Genomic DNA, 22,151 nt, shown 5'->3' on the forward strand with positions numbered 1-22,151 from the left:
TGGAGTGCGGGCGCGTTCTCCTGAGAGGAACCGTCATGCGGATGCCCGAGGTTGACGCGGCCGTGGTGGAGCGGTTGCTGTACTCCGCCATTGCCGCGCCGTCGATTCACAACACGCAGCCGTGGCGCTTCGGCATGGATGCCGGTACCCGGACGATCCAGGTCAGGGTGGACCGTGCGCGCGCCCTGCCGCACACCGACCCCCGGCTGCGCGCGCAGCACCTCTCCGTCGGCGCCGCCGTCTTCAACCTCCGCGTCGCCGCCGCCCGCTTCGGCTGGGAACCCCTCGTCCACCTGCTGCCCGACCCGGCCGACCCCGATCTGCTCGCCACCGTCCGGCTGGGCGCGACCGCGCCGGACGCGCGGCCGGCGTACCGGCAGTTGTACGACGCCGTCGCCCGCCGGCACACCAGCAGGCTGCCGTTCACCGGCCGGCCCGTGCCGGAGCACATCGTCGCGGAGATGACCGCCGCGGCCCGCGCCGAGGGCGCGCACCTGGACATGCCCGACTTCGCCGGCACCCGGCGGCTGCTCGGCCTGACCGCCGTCGCCGAGGACCGCAACGCCGCCGACCCCGCTCGTACCGCCGAGACCCGGGCCTGGGTCAGCGCGCCGGACGCGGGCGCCCCGTACGGCATCCCGCTCACCTCCCTCGGCCCCCGGGACGCCTCCGAACGGATGCCGATGCGGGACTTCACCGGCCCGCTGCCCGCCCTGCGGCTGCCCGCCCTGCGCTTCGAACGGCACGCCCAGGTCGCCCTGTTGTGGACCCCGCACGACCGGCGGGAGGACTGGCTGCGCGCCGGGCAGGCACTGGAACGCGCGCTGCTGGTGGCCACCTTGCACGGGGTGCGCACCTCGATGCTGCACCAGGCCATGGAGTGGCCCGACCTGCGGGCGGCGATGACGGGCGACCGGCAGCGCTGCGCCCCGCAGCTGCTGATCCGCTTCGGCTACGGCCCGGAGGGCGGCCGCACCCCCCGCGCCACCGTCCGCACGGCCGGGGAGCAGCAGCAGGAGAAGGCGCAGGAGCAGGAGAAGGCGCAGGAGCAGGAGCAGGGCCGCTGTGCTCCCGGACACGACAACACCCCGGTCCCGTAGGAACGGGAGCGGGGCGTGGAGGAGGGGCGGGCCGGCCGCGGCGTTCGGGGACGGCCTCCGCGCCGCTCGGACCGCGCCGCTCGGACCGCGCCGCTCGGACCGCGCCGCTCAGACCGTGCCGCGCAGGTCTGTCAGCTCACGCCCGGTGACCATCGCGGACTCGATGCGGATGAAGACGTCCTCCCGGATCGGCATCCAGGACTGCGGCCCGCTGCGCAGCAGCCGCTCGTGTTCCGCCGGGTCGGTCACCACCGAGGCGGGCCCGGTGACGACGACGCTCCAGCCGGAGCGGCTCGCCGCGTCGAACTCGTCCGCCTCGAAGGCCACCACGACTCCGTCGACCGCCCGGACCAGGTCGGACCCCGCCGAGGTGCGCAGCAGCACCGAGGAGTCCGCGTCCAGGACGAAGTTCACCGGGAGCACCGCGGGGAGCGCCTGCCGGGTGTACACGACCCGGCCGAGCGGCACCGTGGCGAGCAGCCGCAGGCACTCCTGGCGGTCCATCGCGCGGAAGACGTCGTATCGCAACATCCCTCCATGCTCGCCGCCCCCCGCCCCGGGCGTTAGGGCCGGTCGGCCCCCATTCGTCCGCCGGGGGCACCGGCCCGCGGGACGGGCCACCCGGTCCCGTCGAGGGGGACGGTCCGCCCGCCGGGAGGGGCCCTTCGGCCCACCCCGGGCGGGCGGCCCGTCGCCGACAGTGGGACCGGGTCACCGGGCTGCCGCACCGGCGGCCCTGCGGCCCGGGCGCCCTCCGGTGCCGTACACCCGCGTGAGCGAAGGGACGGACGGCATGCCTCAGCCGTCGAGGACGCAGAACGACAGCCCGGAGCAGGACACCTCCCCGGAGCCGGGTACCTCCCCGGAGCCGGACGCCGTGCCCGCGTCCGTGCCCGGGCGGGCCTGGCTGATGCTGGCGCTGGCCACCGCCGGCTTCGCCGTGAACTTCTGGGCCTGGGCGCTGCTCAGCCCCCTCGGCCCGCGCCTCAAGGACAGCCTGGAGCTGTCCTCCTTCCAGCAGTCGCTGCTGGTGGCCGTGCCGGTCGTGGTCGGCTCGCTGGGCCGCGTCCCGGTCGGCGCGCTCACCGACCGCTACGGCGGCCGGGTGATGTTCCCGCTGGTCTCGGCGGTGACCATCGTGCCGGTCCTCTATCTGGGCCTGGCCGGCCACTCCTCGCTCGCCGCCCTGCTGACCGGCGGCTTCTTCCTCGGCATCGGCGGTACCGCGTTCGCCGTCGGCGTGCCCTTCGTCAACGCCTGGTTCCCGCCCGAGCGGCGCGGTCTGGCCATCGGCGTCTTCGGCATGGGCATGGGCGGCACCGCGATCAGCGCGCTCACCACGGTCAAGCTGGTCGACGCGCACGGCATGGCCGACCCCTTCCTGCTCACCGCCGCCGTCCTCGCCGCGTACGCCGTACTGGCCGCGCTGCTGCTGCGGGACGCGCCCGGACGGACCGTCCCGACCGAGCCGCTGGGCCGCCGGCTCGCCGCCGCCTGCGCACTGCCCCTGACCTGGCAGGCCTCGGCCCTGTACGCGGTGGCGTTCGGCGGCTACGTCGCCTTCTCGGTCTATCTGCCCACCTATCTGAAGACCGGCTACGGGCTCGCCCAGGCCGACGCGGCCAACCGGATGGCCGGCTTCGTGCTGCTGGCGGTGGCGATGCGCCCGGTGGGCGGCTGGCTGTCGGACCGGCTCGGCCCGGTGCGGGTGCTGACCGTGTCGCTCGGCGCGGTGCTCGCCGGCGCGCTCGTCCAGTCCCTCACCCCCGCGCTGTCCCCGACCGGCACGCTCGCCTTCCTCGCCCTGGCCGCCGCGCTCGGCGCGGGCAGCGGCGCGGTCTTCGCGCTGGTCGCCCTGCTGGCCCCGGCCGAGCGGGTCGGCTCGGTCACCGGGATCGTCGGCGCCGCGGGCGGCCTGGGCGGCTTCCTGCCGCCGCTGGTGATGGGCTCGCTGTACGGCGCCTACGGGTCGTACGCGCTCGGCCTGCTCCTGCTGGGCGTCGTCGCCGCGGCGGCGCTCGTCTTCACCGGCACCGGAGTGCGCACCGCCGTCACCCATCGCACCACCCGGGCCCCGCGACCCCGGCCCCGGCCCCAGCCGCGCTGAGCGGCCCGCGGCGGACGAGAAGAACCACACGCGACGCATCTGAGACACCCGACGCACGCGACGGACGAGGAGGGCACGAGCCATGTGCGAGTACTGCGGCTGCCAGGCGGTGGAGTCGATCGGCCGGCTCACCCGCGAGCACGACACGGTGGTGGACATGATCGGCCTGGTGCGGGACGCCCACCGCGACGGCGACCTCACCCGCACGGCCGAACTGGCCCGCGACATCGCCGCCGTGCTCGCCCCGCACACCCAGGTGGAGGAAAACGGACTGTTCCCCGCCCTGGCCGACGACTTCCCCGAGAAGATCGCCGCGCTGGAGGAGGAACACCGCGTGATCGAGGCGGTGCTGGCCGAGGCCGCGTCCGGCGTCCCGGCGGACCCCGCCTGGCCGGACCGTCTCCTCGACGCCCTGGCCGTGCTGCGCGCGCACATCCTCAAGGAACAGGACGGCGTCTTCCCCGCCGCCCTCGCCTTCCTGAGCACCGAACAGTGGGAGGCCGTCGAAGCGGTACGCGCCCGGGTGGGCGCACGGCTGCCCGAGCCGTCGCCCTGACCGGCCCGTAGCTCCGTCCGTGCCGCCCGGTGCGCCCGCGCCGGACGGCACGGAGGTGCGTCCGATGAAATTCTGACGTCGCATGTGTCGATCGCCCGATACGCGGTAGGCCAGGGGTGGCGCGACGGGGGATCAGCACCGGGACGAGCACGACGAGCGAGCGACCACGGGATGACCCGGGAGGGAGCGGCGCGGTGGCCACGGAGACCGATCCGGCATCGGAACGCGGAAGCGGAACGGCACGACCAGGACTGGACGGCGAACTGACGGACGCGCTGGTGCGCTCCCGCCGGTACTTCACCCGGGCGGAGGTCTCCCCGGACCTGCGCACCCTGCGCAAGAAGGGCGGCCGGCAGGCGGACGACTTCTACCGGGAGCGCTGGTCGCACGACAAGGTGGTGCGCTCCACGCACGGCGTGAACTGCACCGGCTCCTGCTCGTGGAAGGTGTACGTCAAGGACGGCATCATCACCTGGGAGGCCCAGCAGACCGACTACCCCTCGGTCGGCCCCGACCGCCCGGAGTACGAGCCGCGCGGCTGCCCCCGCGGCGCCGCCTTCTCCTGGTACACCTACTCGCCCACCCGGGTCCGCTATCCGTACGTACGAGGCGTGCTGCTGCGGATGTACCGGGAGGCGAAGGCCCGGCTCGGCGACCCGGTCGCGGCCTGGGCGGAGATCACCGGCGACCCGGAGAAGGCGCGCACGTACAAGAGCGCGCGCGGCAAGGGCGGCCTGGTGCGGGCGAGTTGGGACGAGGCGGTGGAGATGGTGGCCGCCGCGCATGTGCACACCATCAAGGAGTACGGGCCCGACCGGCTGGCCGGCTTCTCGCCGATCCCCGCGATGTCGATGGTGTCGCACGCGGCGGGCGCCCGCTTCTACTCGCTGCTCGGCGGCGTGATGCTCTCCTTCTACGACTGGTACGCCGATCTGCCGGTGGCCTCGCCGCAGGTCTTCGGCGACCAGACGGACGTGCCCGAGTCGGGGGACTGGTGGGACGCCGGCTACCTGATCATGTGGGGCTCCAACCTCCCGGTGACCCGCACCCCCGACGCCCACTGGATGGCCGAGGCCCGCTACCGGGGCCAGAAGGTCGTCGCCGTCTCCCCGGACTACGCCGACAACGTGAAGTTCGCCGACGAGTGGCTGCCCGCCCAGCCCGGTACCGACGGGGCGCTCGCCATGGCCATGGGGCATGTGGTGCTCAAGGAGTTCTTCGTCGACCGCCGCACCCCGTACTTCGAGCATTACGTCAAGCGCTTCACCGACCTGCCGTTCCTCGTCGCCCTCGACGAGGTGGCCGGCGAGCCCGGCACGTACGCGCCGGGGAAGTTCCTCACCGCCGCCGACCTCGGCGGCACCCACGCCCGGGCCGAACACCCCGCGTTCCGCACGGTGCTGCTCGACGCCGACGGCAACCCGGTGGTGCCCAACGGCACCCTCGGCGACCGGTTCGGCGAGGGCGGCGCCGGCAAGTGGAACCTCGACCTGGGCGACACCGACCCGCTGCTGTCGGCCGACGGCGGCGGCGAGGCACCGGTCACCGTCCTGCTGCCCCGCTTCGACGCCCCCGACGGCGGCGCGGGCCTGCTGCGGCGCGGGGTCCCGGTACGGCGGATCGCCGGGCGCCCGGTGACCACGGTGTACGACCTGCTGCTCGCCCAGTACGGGGTGGGCCGCCCGGGACTGCCCGGCCGCTGGCCCACGTCGTACGAGGACGCCGAGGAGCCGTACACCCCCGCCTGGCAGTCGGCGATCACCGGCGTGGACGCGGAGCGGGCGGCCCGCATCGCCCGCGAGTTCGCCGCCAACGCCGAGGAGTCCGGCGGCCGTTCGATGATCGTCATGGGCGCCGGGACCAACCACTGGTTCCACTCCGACACCATCTACCGCGCCTTCCTCACCCTGACCACCCTCACCGGCTGCCAGGGCGTCAACGGCGGCGGCTGGGCGCACTACGTCGGCCAGGAGAAGGTCCGCCCGCTCACCGGGTACTCCGCGCTCGCCACCGCCTCCGACTGGAACCGCCCGGCCCGGCAGATGATCCAGACGGCCTACTGGTACCTGCACGGCGACCAGTTCCGCTACGACCCGTTCTCCGCCGACGCGCTCTCCGCGGCGGGGACGGGGGGACAGGACTGCACCACACTCGGCGGTCCCTTCGCCGGGCGGAGCACCGCCGACGTCATCGCCGCCTCCGCCCGGATGGGCTGGATGCCCTCCTACCCCACCTTCGACCGCAACCCGCTCGACCTCGCCGACGAGGCGGAGGCCGCCGGCCGCCCCGTCGCCGAGCACGTCGTGGACGAACTCACCTCCGGGCGGCTGGGGTTCGCGGGCGAGGACCCGGACGCCCCCGAGAACTTCCCCCGCGTACTGACCGTCTGGCGGGCCAATCTCCTCGGCTCCTCCGCCAAGGGCAACGAGTACTTCCTGAAACACCTCCTCGGCACCGACCACTCCGTCCGCGCCGCCGAGGCACCGCCCGGCGCCCGGCCCCGGGACGTGGTGTGGCGGGAGGAGGCGCCGACGGGCAAGCTCGACCTGCTGCTCACCCTGGACTTCCGGATGACCAGCACCACCGTCTTCTCCGACGTGGTGCTCCCCGCCGCCACCTGGTACGAGAAGCACGACCTCTCCAGCACCGACATGCACCCCTACGTACACGCCTTCAACCCGGCGATCGCCCCGCCCTGGCAGACCCGCACCGACTGGGACGCCTTCGTCACGCTCGCCCGCGCGTTCAGCCGGCTGGCCGCCACCCACCTCGGCGTCCGCCAGGACGTCGTCGCCGCCCCGCTGCTGCACGACACCCCCGACGAACTGGCCACCCCGCACGGCCGGGTACGGGACTGGAAGGCCGGGGAGTGCGCCCCCGAGCCCGGCCGGACCATGCCGAGACTGATCACCGTCGAGCGCGACTACGCCGCCGTCGGCGAGAAGATGACCGCCCTCGGCCCGCTGCTCGACACCCTCGGCGCCACCACCAAGGGCGTCACCTTCGAGCTGGACAGCGAACTGGAGTACCTGCGGCACAAGAACGGCACCGTGCGCGGGGGAGCGGCGAACGGCCGGCCCTCGCTCGCCCGCGACGTACACGCCTGCGAGACGATCCTCGCCCTGTCCGGCACCACCAACGGACACCTCGCCACCCAGGGGTTCCACACCCTGGAGGCACGCACCGGCACCCGGCTCGCCGACCTGGCCGCCGAGCACGAGGGCAAACGGATCACCTTCGCCGACACCCAGGCGGCCCCCGTCCCGGTCATCACCAGCCCCGAGTGGTCGGGTTCGGAGGCCGGCGGACGCCGCTACTCCCCGTTCACCGTCAACGTCGAACGCGGCAAGCCCTGGCACACTCTCACCGGCCGCCAGCACTTCTACCTCGACCACGACTGGATGGCCGCACTCGGCGAACAACTCCCCGTCTACCGGCCCCCGTTGAACATGCACGCGCTGTTCGGCGAACCACGGCTGGGGAAGACGGGCGAATTCGGTGTGACCGTGCGCTACCTCACCCCGCACAACAAGTGGTCCATCCACTCCGAGTACCAGGACAACCTGTTCATGCTGTCGCTGTCCCGGGGCGGGCCCACCATTTGGATGAGCGTCCAGGACGCGGCCAGGGCCGGCGTGCGCGACAACGACTGGATCGAGGCGGTCAACCGCAACGGGGTCGTCGCCGCCCGCGCGATCGTCTCGCACCGGATGCCCGAGGGCACGGTGTACATGTACCACGCACAGGACCGGCTGATCGACGTGCCCCGCACCGAGACCACCGGCCGCCGCGGCGGCATCCACAACTCCCTCACCCGGCTGCTGGTCAAGCCCAGCCACCTCATCGGCGGCTACGCCCAGCTCACCTACGCCTTCAACTACCTCGGCCCGACCGGCAACCAGCGCGACGAGGTCACCGTCATCCGCCGCCGCGCGAACCAGGAGGTGACGTACTGATGGCCCGTGGCGAAGCCGCCGTCGGACGCGTGATGGCCCAGATGGCGATGGTGATGAACCTCGACAAGTGCATCGGCTGCCACACCTGCTCGGTCACCTGCAAACAGGCGTGGACCAACCGCACCGGCGTCGAGTACGTGTGGTTCAACAACGTGGAGACCCGCCCCGGCCAGGGCTACCCGCGCCGCTACGAGGACCAGGAGCGCTGGCGCGGCGGCTGGGAGCTCAACAAGCGGGGCCGACTTGCGCTGAAGGCCGGCGGCCGGTTCAAGAAGCTGATCACCATCTTCTCCAACCCCGTCCTGCCCACCCTGGACGACTACTACCAGCCCTGGACCTACGACTACGAGACGCTCACCAACGCCCCGCTTCAGGAACACACCCCCGTCGCCCGCCCCAAGTCGCTCATCACCGGCAAGGACATGAGCATCAAGTGGTCCGCCAACTGGGACGACGACCTGGGCGGTTCGGCACAGCACGGCGAGCAGGACGTCGTCCTCGGCCGGATCTCCGAGAAGATCAGGCTGGAGTTCGAAGAGACGTTCATGTTCTATCTGCCGCGCATCTGCGAGCACTGCCTCAACCCCTCCTGCGCGGCCTCCTGCCCCTCCGGCGCGATCTACAAGCGCGAGGAGGACGGCATCGTCCTCGTCGACCAGGACCGCTGCCGGGGCTGGCGGATGTGCGTCACCGGGTGCCCGTACAAGAAGGTCTACTTCAACCACCGCACCGGCAAGGCCGAGAAGTGCACCTTCTGCTTCCCCCGCGTCGAGGTCGGCCTGCCCACCGTCTGCTCCGAGACCTGTGTCGGCCGGCTGCGCTACATCGGCCTCGTCCTCTACGACGCCGACCGCGTCCTGGAGGCCGCCACCACCCCCGAGGACACCGACCTCTACGAGGCCCAGCGCTCCGTCCTCCTCGACCCGGACGACCCCGACGTGATCGCCGCCGCCGAGCGGGACGGCATCCCGCGCGACTGGATCGAGGCCGCCCGGCGCTCCCCGGTGCACGCCCTGATCAACACCTACAAGGTGGCGCTGCCCCTGCACCCGGAGTACCGCACCATGCCGATGGTCTGGTACGTGCCCCCGCTCTCCCCGGTCGTCGACGCCGTGCGCGAGACCGGACAGGACGCCGAGGACCACCGCAACCTCTTCGCCGCCGTCGACGCCCTGCGCATCCCCGTCGACTACCTCGCCCAGCTGTTCACCGCCGGGGACCCCGCCCCGGTCGACGCCGTGCTGCGCCGGCTGGCCGCCATGCGCGCCTACATGCGCGACATCAACCTCGGCCGCGAGCCCGACCCCGCCATCCCCGAGCGGGTCGGCATGGGCGAGGAGCAGATGTACGACATGTACCGGCTGCTGGCACTCGCCAAGTACGACGAGCGGTACGTCATCCCGCCCGCCCACGCCGAACAGGCCCACTCCCTGGAGGAGCTGGCCACCGAATGCAGCCTCGACTACGAGGGAGGCCCCGGCACGGGAGGCTCCGGGCCCTTCGGCGAGACCTCCGGGGGCGCGGCACCCATCGCCGTGGAGAACTACCGGGCCCTGCGCGACCGCCAGACCTCCGACACCCCGGCAGCGCCCGCCGGCAGGGGCACCCGCGTCAACCTCCTGAACTGGGACGGCAAGGGCTCACCACCGGGTCTGTTCCCGCCACCGGAATCCGGCGGCGACCCGGGCGGGGACGACGGCGGGGAGGTCGAGCCGAAGCCATGAGGACCACGAAGCGCGGGCTGCGGCCCACCACCCGCACCGAGCCCTGGCACCCCTGGGCCTGGCAGGCGCAGTCGCTGCTGCTCGGCTATCCCGACGGGGACTTCGCCGGGCACCTGGACCTCGCCCGCCGCGCCGCCCCCGCCCTGCCGGGCCCCGTCCGCGACCCCCTGCTCGCCTTCACCGCGCACGCCGGGCGCACCCCGGCCGAGGACCTGGCCGTCGCCTACGTCGCCACCTTCGACCACCGCAAACGCTGCTGCCCCTACCTCACCTACTACGCCCACGGCGACACCCGCAAGCGCGGCATCGCCCTGCTCCGGCTCAAACAGGCCTACGCCGCCGCCGGACTGCGGCCCGTCGAGGACGAACTCCCCGACCACCTCGCCGTCGTCCTGGAGTTCGCGGGCGTCGACCCGCCCGCCGGGCACCGGCTGCTCACCGCACACCGCGCCGGACTCGAACTCCTGCGCCTCGCCCTGCGCGCCGAGGACTCGCCCTGGGCCCCACTGCTCCAGTCCGTCTCCGCCACGCTGCCGCCGCTCAAGGGCGACGAGGAGGAGGCCGTCGCCCGGCTCGCCGCCGAAGGGCCGCCCGGGGAAGAGGTCGGGCTCGCCCCGTACACGCCCCCGCAGTTCATGCCCGACCCCGCAGGAGGCCCGCGATGACCGCACCCCCGCACGCCCTCGCCACGGCGCACCCGGCCACCGCCGCCGAGGCCGGACCGGGCGGCGTCTTCCTGTGGGTGATCCTGCCCTACCTCAGCCTGGCCTTCTTCGTCCTGGGCCACATCTGGCGCTACCGCTACGACAAGTTCGGCTGGACCACCCGCTCCTCCCAGCTCTACGAGAGCAGGCTGCTGCGCATCGGCAGCCCCCTGTTCCACTTCGGCATCCTGGTCGTCCTGCTCGGCCACATCGGCGGACTGCTCATCCCCGAGAGCTGGACCGAAGCGGCCGGGATCAGTGAGCACACCTACCACGTGGCCGCCGTCGTCCTCGGCACGATCGCCGGGGGGTGCACCCTGGGCGGGCTCGCCCTGCTGCTCTACCGGCGGCGCACCGTCGGGCCGGTGTTCTCCGCCACCACCCGCAACGACAAGGCGATGTACGTCTCGCTCACGCTGACCATCGCGCTCGGCCTGTCCGCGACCGTCGTCGCCAATATCGTCGGCAGCGGCTACAACTACCGGAACACCATCTCCCCCTGGTTCCGCGCGCTCTCCTACGGCGAGCCGGACCCGGATCTGATGACCGGCGTGCCGCTGCTGTTCCAACTGCACGCGATCAGCGCCCTGTTCCTCTTCGCCTTCTGGCCCTTCACCCGCCTCGTCCACATGCTCACCGCCCCCCTCGGCTACCTCACCCGCCCCTACATCGTCTACCGCAGCCGCGACGACCGCCTCGGCAACCGGCCACCCCGCCGGGGCTGGGAACGCGTCGGCTGAACGCGCCGAGGGGGTGGTGGCGGTGTGTGGGTGCGTGCGGGTGCGTCGTGGCTGGTCGCGCAGTTCCGCGCGCCCCTTGAAAGCCAGGGGGCGCCCTCTGCTTTTAGGGGCGCGGGGAACTGCGCGAGAAGCCCCACCGGCGGTCGGCCGACAACGCACTCCCGGGGTCCAAGGGGCGGAGCCCCTTGAAGGGATGGGAAGGGTAGGGGCGGCGGGGGCGAGGAAAACTCACCCGATCTCCACCACGCGGGCCCACGCCGGCGGCAGGTCCGGCACGTAGTCCGGGTCGTCCTCGTCGTAGGAGTACCCGGTCCGCGGGAAGAGGCCGACCACCGTCCGGCAGGGCGGCCGCGTGCTCGGCCAGGGGGTCTGGCCGTCGGTGAGGGCCACCACCACGTCCGGCCGGGGCCGCGCCCGCAACGCCCTGGCGAAGCCCGCCCGCAGATCCGTGCCCCCGCCGCCCACCAGCGCGATGCCCTCCGCCCGGCACAGCGAGTGCACGGCCCGCGCCGCCGCGTCGCACGACACCACGCTCACCAGGTCCCGGCGGCCGCCCACGGCCCGGGAGATCGCCGCCACCTCGAGGAGCGCACTGCCCAGTTCGGTGTCGCTGACCGACCCGGAGGTGTCGATCACCACCGACACATGCGGCGGCCTGCGCCGCAGACTCGGCAGTACGGCGCCCGGCACCGCGGCCGAGCGCCGCGAGGGCCGGCCGTAGCTGTAGTCCTCGGCGGCACCGGGCGCGGAGACCGCCGAGCGCACCGCCGCACCCAGCAACTCCCGCCACGGCTGCGGCGGATGGAACGCCTCCTCCGCCCACCGCCGCCACCCCCCGGGGACGTCCCCGGGGCGGCCGTCGATGCCCCGCGCCACCCGGAACCGCACCGCGTCCCGCTCCTGGGCGTTCAGGCCGTGCGCGCCGTCCGGCCCCAGATCCCACTCCCGGTCCAGCCCGTCGGCGCCGCTGCCGCAGTCCAGCCAGGCCCAGTCCTGGGTCCGCGGCCCCAGCCGGAACCAGTGCAGATACTCCTCCATCAGCTTGCCCGCGGGCAGATCGAGGGTCGCGGGCAGCACGGCTCCGGCCGGCCGGAGCAGCCCCTCGCCGAACACGTCGTCGTTGATCTCGCAGTCCGCCGCGATGTTCATGCGCAGCCGCTCCGCCGGCCCGGTCAGCCCGCGCTCACGGGCGACGCGGTCGCTGCGGCCGTGGTGGTCGCGCAGCAGGTGCGTCACCTCGTGCACCCACACCCCGGCCAGCTCCTCCACCGGCATCGCGTCCACGAACGCGGGAGCGACGTAGACACGCCAGTGCCGGTCGACGGCCATCGTCGGCACCCGGCGGGACGCCACGGGATGCAGCGCGAACAGCGCCGCCGCGAGATAGGGCCGGACCCGGGCGGCGTGCAGCCGGGCGGCGAACAGCTTGTCGAGGTCCAGTTCCCCGGGAGCGTCGGGCCCGCTCATCGGGCGGCCTTCGCGGCCTTCGCCGCCGTCCGGGCCGCCGCCCGGTCCGCGCGCCGGGCGAGGGCCACCGTTCCGGTGAGCCGTTCGACGGAGGTGGGCACGTCCCAGTCCTCGCGGCGGAGCGAGGCGAGCGTCGTCGCCGGGACCACCACCACGTCCGGCGCCCCGGTCTCCGCCGCCCGCGCCAGCACCGCCCAGGCCGCGTCCCAGCGGGCCCGCTCCGGTCGGGCCCGGACGGCGGCCACCACCGCGTCCAGCGCGGCCTGCCGCAGATCGCCCCGCTCGGGCAGGCCGGCGGCGGCCGGGTCGGCGAGCAGGGTCTCGGGATCGGGCAGGTCCATCCGGTCCAGCCAGGCCAGGAGTTCCAGCCCGGGACCGTCGCCCACCGTGCCGCGCACCAGCAGCGACAGCACCTCGCGGGACGAACCGGCCGCGGTGGCGAAGGCGAGCAGGGACAGCGCCGTCTCCCAGCTGCGGGGTGAGGGCCAGGCACCGCCCCGGCGACTCTCGCCGGAGGGCAGCCGGTGCACCAGCGTGGGGCGGGCGTCGAGGAACCCGCACACCACACGCCGCGCGAAGGCCACGGCGTCGGGCAGCGCCGCCGGGTCGAGCCGGGGCAGGGTCGCCCGGGGCCAGATGCCGCCGAGTCCCCGGACCACCACCTCGTGGTCGTGGACCCATTGCAGATGCACGAACCGGTTGGCCAGCGGCGGGCTCAGCTCCCAGCCGTCGGCCGCCGAGGAGCGCGGGTTGGCGGCGGCCACGATCCGCACCCCGGGCGGCAGCCGCAGCGCGCCGACCCGCCGCTCCAGCACCAGCCGGAGCAGCGCGGCCTGGACGGCGGGCGGCGCGGTGGACAGCTCGTCCAGGAACAGCAGCCCCCGCCCGGCCCGCACCAGGCGCACCGCCCAGTCCGGCGGGGCCATCGGCACGCCCTGCGTGGCGGGGTCGTCGCCGACGACGGGCAGCCCGGAGAAGTCGGACGGCTCGTGCACGCTGGCGATGACCGTGGTGAGCGGCAGATCGAGGGCGGCGGCGAGCTGGGTCAGGGCGGCCGTCTTGCCGATCCCGGGCTCGCCCCACAGCAGGACGGGCAGATCGGCGGCGACGGCCAGGGTCAGGGCCTCCAGCTGGACGTCGGGGCGCGGTTCGGTGGTGGTGTCGCGCAGCAGGGCCGACAGGTCGGCGGCGACGTCGAGTCGGGACACGGGGGCATGCGTGGTCATATGGGCATCACCTGGGGGTTCGTGGCGGGTGGAGGCAGGGTGGGGCACGGCTCGTGGCCGGCCCGGGCTCAGTAGAAGGTCTTCGTGACAGGCGCGTCCGTACGTGGGCGCCAGCGCCGGCCGCGTCCGGAGCCGGCGACCGCGCGGAAGCGGCCGGGTCCGGGGTCCGCCAGGCCCGCCCGGTACAACCCGTGCGCGATCCGGCGCCGTGCGGCGTTCTCCAGCGCGTCCCGCAACGGCCCGTCGCGCAGCACCGCCCCGGGCCCCAGCAGGCCCTCCACGACGGCGAGCGCACCAGTGATGTCACCGTGGTTCAGGCGTTCGAGGACGCCGGGGAAGCAGTCCGGACGGCGGTGGAACGCGTCGACGACCCGCAGACAGGGCAGCGGTTCGCCGGTCAGGGCGGCCAGCAGCTCCTCCCGGCGGATCTCCTCCGGGGTGTGGTCCAGCGGTGCCAGGACGCCGTCGACCGGACCGATCCGGTGCCGGGCGCCCCGGCACGGCACGATGTGGATCGCGCTCGCGGGCGCCCGCCGCTCGTGCCCGGCGTCCGGAGCACGGTCCGGTGCGAGGGCCGCGGCGACCAGTGGATGCAGCCGGCCGGCGGTGAGTTCACCGGCCCGCAGCAGCTCCAGATCGGGCGGCACCCAGGTCGCCGCGTCGGGCAGCACGGGCAGCACGGAGGAGCCGCCGCCGTCCGCCGGGACCGTCACCGCCGCGAGGCGCGGGGCGGACGGGCCGTCGGTGACGACGTCCAGGAGCAGCCGCCGCCGGCCCCCGAGCCGTACGAGGACGGCGCCGGAGCCGCGGCCCTCGGCGGCGAGCAGGAGCCCCGCCTCGGCCGCCCACCGGCCGACGGCACAGCGGCGGCCGTCCGGCACCGGCCGCGGCGGCCCGGGCACCTCCTCGTCCGGCGGCCGGCCGGCCCCGGACCGCTCCCGCAGCTCCCCGGCCCTGCGGGCGTCCCACAGATGACGGTGCAGGTCCAGCCGGAACCGCCGGCTGGGCCGGGGGTGCGGATGGTGCGGGGCGTCCACCGGGGCGGGGGTCCCGTCCCACAGCGCGAGGCCGATCCGCTGGCCGCCGTCCGCCCACGCGGGCGGGGTCCGCACCACGAGGTGCGGTGGGGCCGGGCCGGCGGGGCCCGGGGTGTCGTAGCGGGCCAGTGCGAGGGTGAGCCCGGGACGCAGGAGCCCGTCGGGGGCGATCCTCGGCAGGTGCCAGCGCAGCAGGTCGGGGGCGAGGTGGCGCAGATCGTCCCGGACGCGGGCCGCGAGGTCACGGCCGTGGGCGCGGGCCACGGCGCGCAGGTCGAGATCGACGTCGACGCCCGCGGCGGCACACGCTCCGGCCCAGTCACCGGCACGGCGGCGCGCGGTCGCGGTCTCGATCATGGAGGGCGGTACGGCGTACTCGCGTACGCGCCGCCAGAGGGAGAGGCGGGGATTCCCGGGCGCGGGGTGAGTGGCCATCAGCTCTCACCTTGCGCGGACGGGACCCCCAATCTGTGCAGGGAGTTCGTGGTCATCGCCGGGAGCATAACGCCGCCGGATGCGAGGTGTCATCGGGGTTTTCCCGCCGCGTACCTCGCGGGAAACAGCCGTGCGGGCCGGCCGGCGCAACACGCCGGCCGGCCCGCACGCCGGGATCAGGCCAGGTCGAACCGGTCGAGGTTCATGACCTTGTCCCAGGCCGCGACGAAGTCGCGCACGAACTTCTCCTTCGCGTCGTCGCTCGCGTAGACCTCCGCGAGCGCGCGCAGCTCGGAGTTGGACCCGAAGACCAGGTCGGCACGGCTGCCGGCCCACTTGATCTCGCCGGTGGCCGCGTCACGGCCCTCGAACGTGGTCTGGTCCGCGGAGGTCGACTTCCACACCGTGCCCATGTCGAGCAGGTTGACGAAGAAGTCGTTGGTCAGCGCGCCGGGCGTGGTGGTGAGCACGCCGAGCTGCGACTGCTGGTGGTTGGCGCCGAGGACACGCAGACCACCGACGAGGACGGTCATCTCCGGGGCGCTCAGGGTCAGCAGGTTGGCCCGGTCGACGAGGAGGAACTCGGCGGGGAGCCGGTTGCCCTTGCCGTAGTAGTTGCGGAAGCCGTCGGCGGCCGGCTCGAGCGCCGCGAACGACTCCGCGTCCGTCTGCTCCTGCGTGGCGTCCACCCGGCCCGGCGTGAACGGCACCTCGATCTCGAAGCCGGCCTCCTTGGCCGCCCGCTCGACGGCCGCGGCGCCGCCCAGCACGATCAGGTCGGCCAGCGAGACCTGCTTGCCGCCGGTCTGCGCCGAGTTGAAGGACTCCTGGACGCCCTCCAGGACGCGCAGGACCGTCGCCAGGCGCTCCGGGTCGTTGACCTCCCAGCCGCGCTGCGGCTCCAGACGGATGCGCGCGCCGTCGGCGCCGCCGCGCTTGTCGGTGCCGCGGAAGGTGGACGCCGAGGCCCACGCGGTGGACACCAGCTCGGCCACCGACAGCTCCGAGGCGAGGATGCGCTCCTTGAGGGCGGCTACGTCGGCGGCGTCGATCAGCTCGTGGGTCCGCTCCGGCAGCGGGTCCTGCCAGATCAGCGTCTCCTCGGGGACCTCCGGGCCGAGGTAGAGCGACTTCGGGCCCATGTCACGGTGGGTCAGCTTGAACCAGGCGCGCGCGAAGGCGTCCGCGAACTCGTCCGGGTTGTCCTTGAACCGGCGCGAGATCGGGCCGTAGACCGGGTCGAACCGCAGCGCGAGGTCGGTCGTCAGCATCGTCGGCTGGTGGCTCTTGGACGGGTCGTGCGCGTCGGGGACGGTGCCGGCCCCGGCGTTGTCCTTCGGGCGCCACTGGTTGGCGCCCGCGGGGCTCTTGAACAGCTCCCACTCGTAGCCGAAGAGGATCTCGAAGAAGCTGTTGTCCCAGGTCGTCGGGGTGTTGGTCCAGGTCACCTCGAGACCGCTGGTGATGGTGTCGCCGCCCTTGCCGGAGCCGAAGGAGTTCTTCCAGCCCAGGCCCATCTCCTCGAAGCCGGCGGCCTCGGGGTCGGCGCCCACGTTGTCGGCGGGGCCGGCGCCGTGGGTCTTGCCGAAGGTGTGGCCGCCCGCGATCAGGGCGACGGTCTCCTCGTCGTTCATCGCCATCCGGCGGAACGTCTCGCGGATGTCGCAGGCCGAGGCGATCGGGTCCGGGTTGCCGTTGGGGCCCTCGGGGTTGACGTAGATGAGGCCCATCTGGACGGCGCCGAGCGGGCTCTCCAGGTCGCGGTCACCGGTGTAACGCTCGTCGCCGAGCCAGGTGGTCTCGGGACCCCAGTACACGTCCTCCTCGGCCTCCCACACGTCCGCGCGGCCGCCGGCGAAGCCGAACGTGGTGAAGCCCATGGACTCCAGGGCCACGTTGCCGGAGAGGATCAGCAGGTCGGCCCAGGACAGGTTCTTGCCGTACTTCTTCTTCACCGGCCACAGCAGCCGGCGGGCCTTGTCCAGGTTGGCGTTGTCCGGCCAGCTGTTGAGCGGGGCGAAGCGCTGCTGGCCGGAGCCGGCGCCGCCGCGGCCGTCGCTGATCCGGTAGGTGCCGGCGCTGTGCCAGGCCATGCGGATGATGAGCGGACCGTAGTTGCCGAAGTCGGCGGGCCACCAGTCCTGCGAGGTGGTCAGCACCTCGGCGATGTCCCGCTTCACGGCGGGCAGGTCGAGGCTCTTGAACGCCTCGGCGTAGTCGAAGTCCTCGCCCATCGGGTTGCCCACGGCGGGGTTCTTGGCGAGCACCTTCAGGTTGAGGCGCTCGGGCCACCACTGGCGGTTGCCACCGCCCTGGGTGGGGTGCGGGGCGCGTGTGTGCGCGACCGGGCAGCCGCCGCTCTCGCCCTCCGTCTTCGGGTCCGTGACGATCGCGTCGTGGTTCTCAGACATGCAAATCCTTCCGAGCTGGGCGAATCACTGTGCTGAACTGCGAGCGGTGGAACAGCGGGGGCACAGGCCCCAGTAGATGACCTCGGCCTCGTCGACCGCGAAGCCGTGGTCGTCCGAGGCGGTCAGACAGGGTGCGTGGCCGACCGCGCAGTCGACGTCGGCCACGACACCGCAGGTCCGGCACACGAGATGGTGGTGGTTGTCCCCGACCCGCCCCTCGTACAGCGCGGGGCTGCCGGGCGGTTCGAGCCGGCGCACGAGTCCCGCCGCGGTGAGCGCGTGCAGGGCCTCGTACACCGCCTGGAGCGAGATGTGGCCCACGCGTGCGCGCACCCCGGAGGCCAGGGCCTCGACACCGAGGTGGTCGCCCTCGCGCACGGCGTCCAGCAGCGCGACGCGGGCGGCCGTCACACGCAGGCCCGCACCGCGCAGTTCCTCCGCGGTCGTCTCTGGCCGGGATGCGGTCATGCGGGCGAACCTACAGCCGTAAACACGATCGGTTCAAGAAAACGAGGAGTCAAAGTTTGATGAGTCTTCCGGGCGGCCCGGTGAACGGCGGGTGTCGCCCGTTCCGGACCGGTGTCAGCACCCCGTCAAGCGCACGTCAGAGGGCTGTCAAGGGCGCCCCCGTCGCCGTCAGGGAGCCGTCAACGGCGGCCGCACCGGGCCGGACAGCGGCTTTGCTCGCACTGTCCGATTCCTTCTCCTCACCGTTCAGGAGCCCGCGATGGCCGATGCGGCCTTCGTCCTCACCACTCTCACGCTCTTCGCGCTGGTCGCTCTCGTCGCCAAGGCGGTGACGAAGCTGTGACCGCCTCCGCCCTCGAGCAGGGCATCGGCCTGGCCGTGGCCGTCGCCCTGCTGGGCTACCTCGTCCTCGCCCTGCTCTTCCCGGAGAGGTTCTGAGCTGCCCCATGGGTCCCGTACTCTCCGGCGTGCTCCAGGCGCTCGCCCTCGTCGGCGCACTGGCGCTCGTCCACATCCCCCTCGGCACCTACATGGCCGGGGTCTACTCCTCCGGCCGGCACCTGCGCGTGGAGCGGTGGCTCTACCGGGGCGTCGGCGCCGACCCGGACGCTCCGATGCGCTGGCCCGCGTATCTGCGCGCCGTCCTCGCCTTCTCGGCGGCCGGGGTGCTCTTCCTGTACCTGCTGCAACGGGTGCAGGGGCTGCTGCCGCTCTCGCTCGGCTTCCGGGCCGTCGACCCGGACCAGGCGTTCAACACCGCCGTCTCCTTCGTGACCAACACCAACTGGCAGTCGTACTACGGCGAACAGACCATGGGCCACGTGGTGCAGACCGCCGGGCTGGCGGTGCAGAACTTCGTCTCCGCGGCCGTCGGCATCGCCGTCGCGATGGCCCTCGTCCGGGGCTTCGCCCGCAGCCGCACGGGCGAACTCGGCAACTTCTGGGCCGACCTGGTCCGGGGGGTCGTGCGCGTCCTGCTGCCGGGAGCGGCGCTCGCCGCCGTGGTGCTGGTGGCGTGCGGCGTGCTTCAGAACTTCTCCGGCATCCACGACGTGGGGCAGTTCACCGGCGGCTCGCAGCAGTGGAACGGCGGCGCGGTCGCCTCCCAGGAGGCCATCAAGGAACTGGGCACCAACGGCGGCGGCTACTTCAACGCCAACAGCGCCCATCCCTTCGAGAACCCGGGCCCGTTCACCAACCTCTTCGAGATCTTCCTCATCCTGGTCATCCCGTTCTCGCTGCCCCGCGCCTTCGGCATCATGGTCGGCTCGCCGCGGCAGGGCTACGCGATCCTCGCCGCCATGGCCACGCTCTGGGCGGGCTTCACCGCGCTGATGATGTGGGCCGAGTCCGGTGCCCACGAGGGCGCGCTCGGGATCGCGGGCGGGGCGATGGAGGGCAAGGAGGTCCGTTTCGGAGTCGGCGGCTCCGCACTGTTCGCCGCCTCGACGACACTCACCTCGACCGGCGCGGTGGACTCCTTCCACTCCTCGTTCACCGGACTGGGCGGCGGCGTCGCGCTGCTCGGCATGATGCTGGGCGAGATCGCGCCCGGCGGCACCGGCTCGGGCCTGTACGGCATGCTCGTCATGGCGGTGCTCGCGGTGTTCGTCGCCGGGCTGCTGGTCGGCCGCACCCCGGAGTACCTGGGCAAACGCATCGGCGTCCGCGAGATCCGGCCGGCCGCCTGCTATCTGCTGATCACCCCGGCGCTGGTCCTCGTCTCCACCGCCGCCGCCCTGGCGCTGCCCACCCCGCGCCACTCCCTGCTCAACCCGGGAGCGCACGGCTTCACCGAGGTCCTCTACGCCTACACCTCCGCCGCCAACAACAACGGCTCGGCCTTCGCCGGGCTGAACGCCGACACGCAGTGGTTCAACACCACCCTCGGCATCGTCATGCTGCTGGGCCGGTTCCTGCCCATGGTGTTCGTCCTCGCACTCGCCGGCGCGCTCGCCGAGCAGCGCCCGGTGCCGGTGACGGCGGGCACCCTGCACACCGGGAAACCGCTGTTCACCGGCGTCCTGGTCGGCACGGTCCTGATCATGACGGGGCTGACCTACTTCCCGGCGCTGGCGCTGGGACCGCTCGCGGAGGGACTGGCATGACCATCGACAGGACGGCACGTCCGAACCCCGCGGCCCTGCCGGGGCAGCTGGCCGCCGCGCTGCCCGGCGCCCTCCGCAAGCTCGACCCGCGCGCGCTGGTCCGCTCGCCGGTCATCTTCGTGGTGTGGACCGGCTCCGTGCTCACCACCGCCTACTCCTGCACGGACCCCGGTGACGCGTTCGGCTGGACGATCAGCGTCTGGCTGTGGCTCACCGTGCTCTTCGCCAACTGGGCGGAGGCGGTGGCCGAGGGCCGCGGCAAGGCGCAGGCCGACAGCCTGCGCCGGGCCAGGACCACCGCCGTGGCCCGCCGGCTGGCCGGCGGCACCGAGGAACGGGTGCCGGGCACCGCGCTCACCGTCGGCGACCTGGTCGTCTGCGAGGCGGGCGACGTGATCCCGGGCGACGGCGACGTCGTCGAGGGCGTCGCGAGCGTCGACGAGTCCGCGATCACCGGCGAGTCCGCGCCGGTCGTCCGGGAGTCCGGCGGCGACCGCAGCGCCGTCACCGGCGGCACCCGCGTCCTCTCCGACCGCGTCGTCGTCCGGATCACCGCGCGGCCGGGGGAGACCTTCCTGGACCGGATGATCGGCCTGGTCGAGGGCGCGGCCCGGCAGCGGACACCGAACGAGATCGCGCTCAACATCCTGCTCGCCTCGCTGACGATCGTCTTCCTCCTCGCCTGCGCCACACTGCCGCCGTTCGCCGACCACGCGGGCGCCCGGCCGGCCATGGTGGTGCTGATCGCGCTGCTGGTCTGCCTCATCCCCACCACCATCGGCGCCCTGCTGTCGGCCATCGGCATCGCCGGCATGGACCGCCTGGTGCGGCGCAATGTGCTGGCCATGTCCGGCAGGGCGGTCGAGGCCGCCGGCGACGTCTCCACGCTGCTGCTCGACAAGACCGGCACGATCACCCACGGCAACCGGCGGGCCGCCGCGTTCGTCCCGGTGGGCGGCGCCACGGAGGCCGAGGTCGCCGGAGCCGCCCGGCTGTCGTCCCTCGCGGACGAGACCCCGGAGGGCCGCTCCGTGGTGGAGCTGGCGGAGAAGGTCCTGGCGGAGGCCGCGCCCGGGCCGGGCGGCGGGGCACCGTACGAGGCCGGTGAGCCGGGTCCGGACGCGCGCGCGGATGCCCGGTGGATCCCCTTCACCGCCCGGACCCGCATGTCCGGCGTGGACGTGGCCGGATGCCGGATCCGCAAGGGTGCCACCGCCTCCGTCCTCGCCTGGGTACGGGAGGGCGGCGGCCTCGTGCCGCCGGACGCGGAGGAGAGCGCGGAGCGCGTCTCCCGGGCGGGCGGCACCCCGCTGCTCGTCGCCGTCGAGGACGCCGGGGAGACCGGCGGGGCCCGGGTGCTCGGGGTCGTCCACCTCAAGGACGTCGTCAAGGACGGCATCCGGGAACGCTTCGACGAGCTGCGCCGCATGGGCATCAGAACGGTCATGATCACGGGCGACAACCCGCTGACCGCGCGGGCCATCGCCGAGGAGGCCGGCGTGGACGACTTCCTCGCGGAGGCCACCCCCGAGGACAAGATGGCGCTGATCCGGCGCGAACAGTCCGGCGGCCGGCTCGTCGCGATGACCGGCGACGGCACCAACGACGCGCCCGCGCTGGCCCAGGCGGACGTCGGGGTGGCGATGAACACGGGCACGTCGGCCGCCAAGGAGGCCGGCAACATGGTCGACCTCGACTCCGACCCGACGAAACTGATCGAGATCGTCGAGATCGGGAAGCAACTCCTCATCACCCGGGGCGCGTTGACGACGTTCTCGCTCGCCAACGACGTCGCCAAGTACTTCGCGATCATCCCCGCGCTGTTCGCGTCGGTGTACCCGGGACTGGACCGGCTCAACATCATGGGACTGTCCAGCCCGGACTCCGCGGTCCTGTCCGCGGTCGTCTTCAACGCGCTGGTCATCGTCGCGCTGATCCCGCTGGCGCTGCGCGGTGTGCGGTACCGGGCGATGAGCGCGGACCGGATGCTCCGCCGCAACCTCGCCCGTTACGGGCTGGGCGGACTGCTGGCGCCGTTCCTCGGCATCAAGCTGATCGACCTGCTCGTCTCCCTCCTCCCCGGGTTCTGAACCCGGCCTCGCATGGTGGTGT

16 protein-coding genes are annotated in these 22,151 nt (G+C 73.4%); 10 read left to right on the forward strand and 6 right to left on the reverse strand.

Translation table 11 applies throughout. From position 1 onward, the window contains the following. Positions 1–35 precede the first annotated feature (35 nt). Positions 36–1,100: an Acg family FMN-binding oxidoreductase gene (locus IO29_RS07000; protein ID WP_051707356.1), complete on the forward strand. Its 1,065-nt coding sequence runs from the start codon at positions 36–38 to the stop codon at positions 1,098–1,100. A 108-nt stretch (positions 1,101–1,208) separates the two neighbouring features. Here the strand turns inward: IO29_RS07000 and IO29_RS07005 are convergent, their stop codons facing one another. Beyond that, entirely contained in the window at positions 1,209–1,631 is a 423-nt protein-coding gene (locus IO29_RS07005; protein ID WP_030377826.1) for a pyridoxamine 5'-phosphate oxidase family protein, read from the reverse strand. Positions 1,632–2,010: 379 nt separating this feature from the next. Here IO29_RS07005 and IO29_RS07010 point away from each other — a divergent pair, with 379 nt between their 5' ends. The 6 genes from IO29_RS07010 (at position 2,011) to narI (ending at position 10,887) form a co-directional block, all read left to right on the forward strand. Next, a complete protein-coding gene (locus tag IO29_RS07010) occupies positions 2,011–3,207 on the forward strand; it encodes an MFS transporter (protein WP_199806847.1) in 1,197 nt (398 codons plus the stop codon). An 82-nt stretch (positions 3,208–3,289) separates the two neighbouring features. Continuing rightward, positions 3,290–3,763 carry a hemerythrin domain-containing protein gene (locus IO29_RS07015; RefSeq protein WP_030377828.1) on the forward strand — a complete coding sequence of 158 codons (474 nt, stop codon included), beginning with the start codon at positions 3,290–3,292 and terminating at the stop codon, positions 3,761–3,763. 251 nt (positions 3,764–4,014) lie between these two features. Next, the gene (locus IO29_RS07020) at positions 4,015–7,719 is read left to right on the forward strand and encodes a nitrate reductase subunit alpha (protein WP_199806848.1); all 3,705 of its coding nucleotides are present in this window, start codon (positions 4,015–4,017) and stop codon (positions 7,717–7,719) included. Beyond that, positions 7,719–9,443, forward strand: a complete 1,725-nt coding sequence (gene narH, locus IO29_RS07025; protein WP_030377830.1) for a nitrate reductase subunit beta — start codon at positions 7,719–7,721, stop codon at positions 9,441–9,443. The genes IO29_RS07020 and narH overlap by 1 nt, the downstream gene beginning before the upstream one ends. Further along, positions 9,440–10,108, forward strand: coding sequence for a nitrate reductase molybdenum cofactor assembly chaperone (narJ, locus tag IO29_RS07030; RefSeq protein ID WP_030377831.1), 669 nt, complete (start codon positions 9,440–9,442; stop codon positions 10,106–10,108). Before narH ends, narJ begins: the two co-directional genes overlap by 4 nt. Beyond that, positions 10,105–10,887: a respiratory nitrate reductase subunit gamma gene (gene narI / locus IO29_RS07035; protein ID WP_030377832.1), complete on the forward strand. Its 783-nt coding sequence runs from the start codon at positions 10,105–10,107 to the stop codon at positions 10,885–10,887. Before narJ ends, narI begins: the two co-directional genes overlap by 4 nt. Positions 10,888–11,115: 228 nt before the next feature. On the opposite strand, the gene IO29_RS07040 is transcribed toward narI, so the two are convergent. The 5 genes from IO29_RS07040 to IO29_RS07060 all read right to left on the reverse strand — a co-directional run bounded on the left by IO29_RS07040 (position 11,116) and on the right by IO29_RS07060 (position 17,931). Then, positions 11,116–12,354, reverse strand: coding sequence for a vWA domain-containing protein (locus IO29_RS07040; RefSeq protein ID WP_030377833.1), 1,239 nt, complete (start codon positions 12,352–12,354; stop codon positions 11,116–11,118). Then, a complete protein-coding gene (locus tag IO29_RS07045; RefSeq protein ID WP_030377834.1) occupies positions 12,351–13,580 on the reverse strand; it encodes an AAA family ATPase in 1,230 nt (409 codons plus the stop codon). The genes IO29_RS07040 and IO29_RS07045 overlap by 4 nt, the downstream gene beginning before the upstream one ends. A gap of 68 nt (positions 13,581–13,648) precedes the next feature. After that, positions 13,649–15,052, reverse strand: coding sequence for a hypothetical protein (locus tag IO29_RS07050; protein ID WP_030377835.1), 1,404 nt, complete (start codon positions 15,050–15,052; stop codon positions 13,649–13,651). 176 nt (positions 15,053–15,228) lie between these two features. Next, complete coding sequence (gene katG, locus IO29_RS07055) at positions 15,229–17,463, reverse strand: catalase/peroxidase HPI (RefSeq protein WP_030377836.1); 2,235 nt, start codon at positions 17,461–17,463, stop codon at positions 15,229–15,231. A 24-nt stretch (positions 17,464–17,487) separates the two neighbouring features. Then, positions 17,488–17,931, reverse strand: coding sequence for a Fur family transcriptional regulator (locus IO29_RS07060; protein ID WP_030377837.1), 444 nt, complete (start codon positions 17,929–17,931; stop codon positions 17,488–17,490). A gap of 339 nt (positions 17,932–18,270) precedes the next feature. Here IO29_RS07060 and kdpF point away from each other — a divergent pair, with 339 nt between their 5' ends. The 3 genes from kdpF to kdpB are packed head-to-tail and all read left to right on the forward strand — an operon-like array spanning position 18,271 to position 22,129. Beyond that, positions 18,271–18,369 carry a K(+)-transporting ATPase subunit F gene (kdpF, locus tag IO29_RS37655; protein ID WP_030377838.1) on the forward strand — a complete coding sequence of 33 codons (99 nt, stop codon included), beginning with the start codon at positions 18,271–18,273 and terminating at the stop codon, positions 18,367–18,369. Positions 18,370–18,377: 8 nt separating this feature from the next. Beyond that, positions 18,378–20,039, forward strand: coding sequence for a potassium-transporting ATPase subunit KdpA (gene kdpA, locus IO29_RS07070; RefSeq protein WP_030377839.1), 1,662 nt, complete (start codon positions 18,378–18,380; stop codon positions 20,037–20,039). Continuing rightward, a complete protein-coding gene (kdpB, locus tag IO29_RS07075) occupies positions 20,036–22,129 on the forward strand; it encodes a potassium-transporting ATPase subunit KdpB (protein WP_051707357.1) in 2,094 nt (697 codons plus the stop codon). The genes kdpA and kdpB overlap by 4 nt, the downstream gene beginning before the upstream one ends. Positions 22,130–22,151 lie beyond the last annotated feature (22 nt).

The organism is Streptomyces sp. NRRL F-6676, from assembly GCF_000725625.1.
Taxonomy (GTDB): domain Bacteria; phylum Actinomycetota; class Actinomycetes; order Streptomycetales; family Streptomycetaceae; genus Streptomyces.